Below are 5683 nucleotides of genomic sequence, written 5' to 3'. Positions count from 1 at the left end.
GTATTGGCTTGCTTCCTGAAGCTCTTCGTCGCTGAGTCGCTGAGGAATGTCTTTTCCATACCCATGGCTGTGCATTTCTTGTAGCCGCAATGGGCTGCAATGCCTGCTCATACCAAGAACTAAATAAAAGTCATTTTCTGCGTTCTTTAATGGAATGATCGGTAACCATGCTTTATCTTCATTGTTATCAATCAGTAACGCGTCATCACCAAATTTTGATTTGATTTTATCCAGGTATCGGTTGTCTTTATCTATAACGTCCTTAGCCTTGTTGACTATCTCTTTCACAGCTTCAAAGGGGCGTGTGTATACCTGTTTCAGCACTTCTTGTTCATATAAAGTGACAGGCAAGGACATAAACTCCTCCACCGTTCGGTAGTCAATGATCATATAGCCCATCGACGTATACACGTAATCGTTAAGACGAACATCGTTTTCGACAATCCGATCATGCATATCAAATTCAGCATTCGGCTCTAGGTATGGGCTGACCCATGCGATATCCGTCGCCACTTCCGTTGTTGCGCCGTAAAGATAACCCGCCGCGGGTGCGCTTTTAGCGGCCAGTACACCCTTTTGTCCGAAGAACCCAGAATCTCCAAGGTTCCTCTCTATAAGAGGGGCGGCATCTGCCTGACTAAATACGATATGTAGTTGGTCACGACGAATACTCATTTTGTCGTCAGTAAATCCAAACGCATTCAGCCCTGAATTAGCCACGATATGCTTAGCCGCTATCGCTTCGACAAATGCTAAGTTGTCTTCCATTGAATGCTTATTATCGTAATCGAATGTTACTCGTAGTCGTCCTACCCCGGTTTTAAACTGGTCAAAATCATGCTTGTATTTACGTTTGTTGAAGAACATATCAAGATCGCGGTTAAAATCGACCGTCCACAGGACATCAGCTTCTGTTAAAGCCCCCTCTTGACGAATCAATTCTGGCGATGCGTAGATCATTACAGTATGTTTCATATCCATTTCTTGCTCCTTGTTAATGTTTTACAACGGGTATGTCCGTTCTGAGTGACTCTCGTAAAAGTCACTCAGAATGGAGAAACTTAAGTTTGGGAATGCGAATGGGGTCACGAATAGTGCTTGCACGGCCTTGTTCATCGGACTTGATTTCACAACCAAAAACCGAACGATAGACTCGCCGTCATGACTATTAATTGATTGAGTGATATTAGTGGGATGCTTAACTTGCGTTGGCATTGGTATAACTCCTTATTACGCCTTTTCAGGCAGACTTTGGGCGCTAAATCGAAAGATTCCGATACTAGCTGAGTGGTAGCGATGTTTGATTAACATCAGACAACGAGTTAACGGTAATAAAAATATATACTAATTACAACCCAAAATATGAAGTATTCTGTCTTAGGTTAAGCGTCACGATGTGATCAGGGCCACATTTAAATATATTCTTGACTTCTCGACGGCTTTATTACGCTAACCATAGAAGTATAACTAAAAAAACTCCACGCGATTATGGTTCAAACACCGCATGCATTCCCACGCGGGAGCGTGAGAACGAGTAAACACACTTTTACTGTTCTTGCTTTAGTTCCGCTAGGGCTTGCTCCGCCAGTGCCCATGGTAAGCGCCTGCCGTTGGCTTGCATCTGCCTATAAGCATCTCGCGCTTTTTCTATATTGATTTGCTGATGAACCACCAGCTGGCCCACCAACCAGATAGTGCCTTTGACAATGGCAGCCTCTTTTTCTGCGGCGACTCTGAGCGCCATATCGCCGGTCAGTAACGGACATTGCTCTTGTTTGGCCAACGCAAGCGCGAAACAATCGTTTCTGCTAGCTTTGGTATAGGTCCCTGTTAGCTTCATGGCATACATCATTGATTCGGAAGAAACCTCTTTTAGCGCTAATCCTAAGCCAGGTAAGTGAGCATGCTCTTCTTCGAGCTCTTCATAAAACAGGATATCTGGCGTTGCAAAGCCGTAGGGCAGCTGAAACATTGCTTCCAATAAACCGCCTTCTTCCATGTCAATTAGAATATTGGCATCGCTAATTAGAAGTTGCTGCACATTACCCTTCCTGAGCGACTTGCTCGTTAATAGGCATCTCCAACTTACGCTCTTTATGAAAGCCGGACAGTGACATTCCTAGAAGTTCAGCGGCTTTAGCTTCTCCAATGTACTCTTCACCCAAAGCGCGATAGACCAACTGTTTATGTAGATAAGTGGTTTCTTGTGGATAGGCGTTACCTGGCTCTAGCGTTCGCCAGCCATTTTTACTGAACAGCATAAACAAATTCTTCTGCGTCGCTGGCGTAATAATGCCGCATTGACGCGCTCGAAACAGTGCCGCCAGCATACTGATACCATATTCGTGCTTTAGCATGAGCAATTCGCGCGGTTCAATATGGCGGCGTTTTTTACCCAAATGCGCAWTAAGCGTTTGTGCTGGTAAAAGGAATGCCCCCGCAAAGGTATTACATGCTTTCTCTTCATCAATCCCTTCTGCTAAACGCCCGTGTACCACTAAGTGCCCTAGCTCATGTGCTAAGGTGAAACGCTGACGGTCACCACTTTGAGCAGTAGAGATAACAACGACGGGGGTGTTGCCAATTTTCCCCGCTAAACCATCAAACTTTTTGTTCGTTTCGACATCAGTGGTAATGATCATCACCCCTTTGGCTTCGAGGGTATCGATCATATCGTGAATTGGATTTAAGCCAAGTTCCCAGGCATGACGCATTTGGATGGCTAACGCTTCGACTTGCTCTAAACAAGTAACTTGCTCTGGAAGCGCTTCTGGTAACGCAAACTCAGGAATGGGTTTTACCGAATCGGGATAACACGCTAATAGCTCTTGCCAACGTTCAGCTTGGTCTAGAACGTCACCATTGATTCGGTCCAGTATTTTCTTTGGTGTACTCGCACGCTTGCGGTACTCAACACCTTCTAGTTTCACCTTCGTTGGGCGAAAGAAATACTCTGAGCGCACAGCGAGAGCTTTTGCCAACTTCAGTAGGTTCGAAGATGAAGGCATTGTCGTGCCATGCTCGTACTTTTTAATAGCGTTAGCGGACAGGCCAACCTCATTGGCTAATGCACTCATTGATAGCCCGGCCGCCTTACGAGCTCGTTCTAGGCGTTCTGCAAACATGGCATCCTCTCAAGCAATGAAGTGGTTTATAAAAAAAACCACTTTGTCATAATCATAAACCTTATCGTCGTAATTTTCTATCTGCTTGGCAGTTCAGAGTCCTCAACTTTACTCGTCCCTCCTCTCCCAGTATCAGGATACTTGACGCTATACGCGAGGAGCCGTTTTCGTGCCCGCAGAATGATGGATAAGCTTGATTGAGTGAGTTGTTAGAGTTCCGCTGTGATYTCATGCTTGTTCGCTCCCACGCCGGCGCGTGGGAACGCGTTAAAGCCTTAACCCCTCAACTGCGAAAACTTGATGATCTCGTGGGACTGCTCAAGGGTTTGCGCGAGGTGTTGGAGGTGCGCGGGGGTGATTTCGCAGCAGCCGCCGACCACCAGGGCACCGTCGGCAATCCATTGTTGTACACGTTCGGTGTGGACTAAGGGTGAGAGATCTTCACGCGCTTCTAGGGCATCGGCTTTGCTGCCTTTGGCCATGTCTTCTACCGATTTAAAGGCGTTGGCATAGCCACCGACAATGTTGGCTTGGGTCGCCATTTGCGGCATGGCGGTGGTCAGCACGGCAGGATCGCAACAGTTTAGCATTACCGCGGTTGGGGCATACTCGGCCACGGCGTGCATTGCTTGTTCAAGTGACTCGCCCGAGCGCAAGGTGCCTGCTGCCTCTAACCGAAACGCGACGCCATAGGGTTTGCCTTGCTCTTGGGCCGCAGCACAGGCCGCGCGCGCTTCGAGGGTGTTGGTCATGGTTTCGATTAAAAACACATCCACATGAGGCTGCAAGCGGGCAATGTGCAAAAACTCGGCTTTCATGTCATCAAAGCTGCGTTGCGGCTGGCCGAGGTAGCTGCCCACCAGCGGTGGCAAACAACCGGCAATATCGACATCGGCGCCTGTCTCATCCACGGCTTGCTCTAGCGCTTCGAAGGCTTTTTGATAAATGGTGTTGATTTTATCGCTCAACCCCGCTTTGGCCAGACGTGTGGGTGTCGCAGGATAGGTATTTAGGGTATGTGTTTTCGCGCCGGCACGGATAAAATCTTTGTGCACGTCTTTGACAATATTGGCATGTTTTAACATCACCGCGACCGACCAAAGCTTAGAGCTCACATCGGGGCCACGTTGATAAATTTCTTGCCCTAGGCCACCATCGAGTAGTGCAATCGACGTCATGGTTACTTCAGCCTCCTTCGGCCATCTTTCCTTGGTTTGACTTGAGATTACCATGAGCTCGTCGATTTAACACCCCGTTGTTACGCCACCTCTTCACTCCCTTCTATTGCGAGATGTTCAAGCTTATCGATCACCGTCATGCTGGCGTTTTCCATCTCTTTTAATGCGGTGACCATTTGATCCGGTTGTTGAGCATGAAACGCTGCCACCGCAGCCTTGGCGTGGGTGTGCACTTGCTCGTGAGGCCCGGAAATGGCTTTAAACGTTTGCAACTGACCAAAATATTGCTGCCCTTCACCATGGTTATACCACTGGCCGAGTCGGCATTGGGTGTGATCGGTGACATCGTCCGCCATCATGCTGTCTTCGCCCAATACCACGCGGTATATCGCAAATTTAAAGCTGATATGGTCAAGTTTGGCCAGTTCACAAAAGGCGCGCAGTGCAGAGGCTTTAATGGTGGTGCGGCTGTGCTGTGCTTGCTCACTTTGGGTGGCCATGGCATCGGCAACCTGTTGGCCTTGTTCGCTGTATTGAATGGCTTCAGTGGCAAGGGTATCGGTGAGCGTGCACGCATGGCTGCTGCCCGCACGAATTTTTTCTACCAGCTGGGTAATATCTTGGGTGGCAGTGGACGTGCGCTCGGCAAGGTTGCGTACTTCATCAGCGACCACCGCAAACCCTCGGCCCTGCTCACCGGCGCGTGCCGCTTCAATGGCTGCGTTTAACGCCAGCAGGTTGGTTTGATCGGCGACATCGCGAATCAAATTGACAATGCCACTCACCTCTTGGGCGTGTTGATCGAGCGAACGAATCGCTTCCGACGATTGCTGACATTGCGAAGATAACGACTGCACATGGCGCGCAAGGTCATTGACTTGCTCGGCRCATGATGCCGCTTGGTGGCTCACTTCGGTCACACGCTCTTTTTCACCGTTAATGGTGTCCGCCAARGTRGCCAGAGAGGATTGGGTGGCGTTRATCGAATCACCGAAGTGGYATAAGTTGGCGTCGATCGCTTTGCCGGTTTGGCGTTTTTTCGCGACGGTATCCAGCTCTGCCTGCAATGCGCCTTTCTCTGCATTCAGCGCGTCGATGGTATGATTAATTTGCTCAATTTTTTGCTGCAGAGCAACCTGCTTTTGCTGCTCTTGTTCAAGTTGACGCCGAGATATAAACACGCTGACTCCTAATGATGTAATTAAGCTTTTTATAATATTTTAACGCTTTAAATTGGCTTTGTAGGATTATCCAAGCAAAGTGTGATCGCATTGACGCCAAGCGCCTGATTTACACTGTAAACCTGACGCAAATCACTTCATACTGCGATCACTGAAGTGAATGAGCGACAATTTATGACCTTTTGGTTGCTTTTTAAAC

5 protein-coding genes are annotated in these 5683 nt (G+C 48.2%); all 5 read right to left on the bottom strand.

The window, feature by feature from the left end; genetic code table 11:
* Positions 1-981, bottom strand: a 981-nt coding sequence (locus BZG79_RS10745) for a hypothetical protein (protein ID WP_199877736.1), incomplete at its 3' end; no start/stop codon positions are given.
* Positions 982-1546: 565 nt separating this feature from the next.
* A complete protein-coding gene (locus BZG79_RS10735; protein WP_077677441.1) occupies positions 1547-2041 on the bottom strand; it encodes a PIN domain-containing protein in 495 nt (164 codons plus the stop codon).
* A gap of 1 nt (position 2042) precedes the next feature.
* Positions 2043-3125 (bottom strand): XRE family transcriptional regulator, encoded by a 1083-nt coding sequence (locus tag BZG79_RS10730; protein WP_077774380.1) that lies wholly within the window; start codon positions 3123-3125, stop codon positions 2043-2045.
* A 275-nt stretch (positions 3126-3400) separates the two neighbouring features.
* A complete protein-coding gene (locus BZG79_RS10725; protein WP_077774379.1) occupies positions 3401-4303 on the bottom strand; it encodes a homocysteine S-methyltransferase family protein in 903 nt (300 codons plus the stop codon).
* Between the two features lie 80 nt (positions 4304-4383).
* On the bottom strand, positions 4384-5484 hold the full coding sequence (locus BZG79_RS16905) for a methyl-accepting chemotaxis protein (RefSeq protein ID WP_077774378.1): 1101 nt from the start codon (positions 5482-5484) through the stop codon (positions 4384-4386).
* Between the last annotated feature and the right edge of the window lie 199 nt (positions 5485-5683).

Origin of the sequence: Salinivibrio sp. MA427 (genome assembly GCF_001996115.1) — a bacterium.
GTDB classification, from domain to species: Bacteria; Pseudomonadota; Gammaproteobacteria; order Enterobacterales; family Vibrionaceae; genus Salinivibrio; species Salinivibrio costicola.
This window is presented reverse-complemented; position numbering and strand designations above follow the sequence as displayed.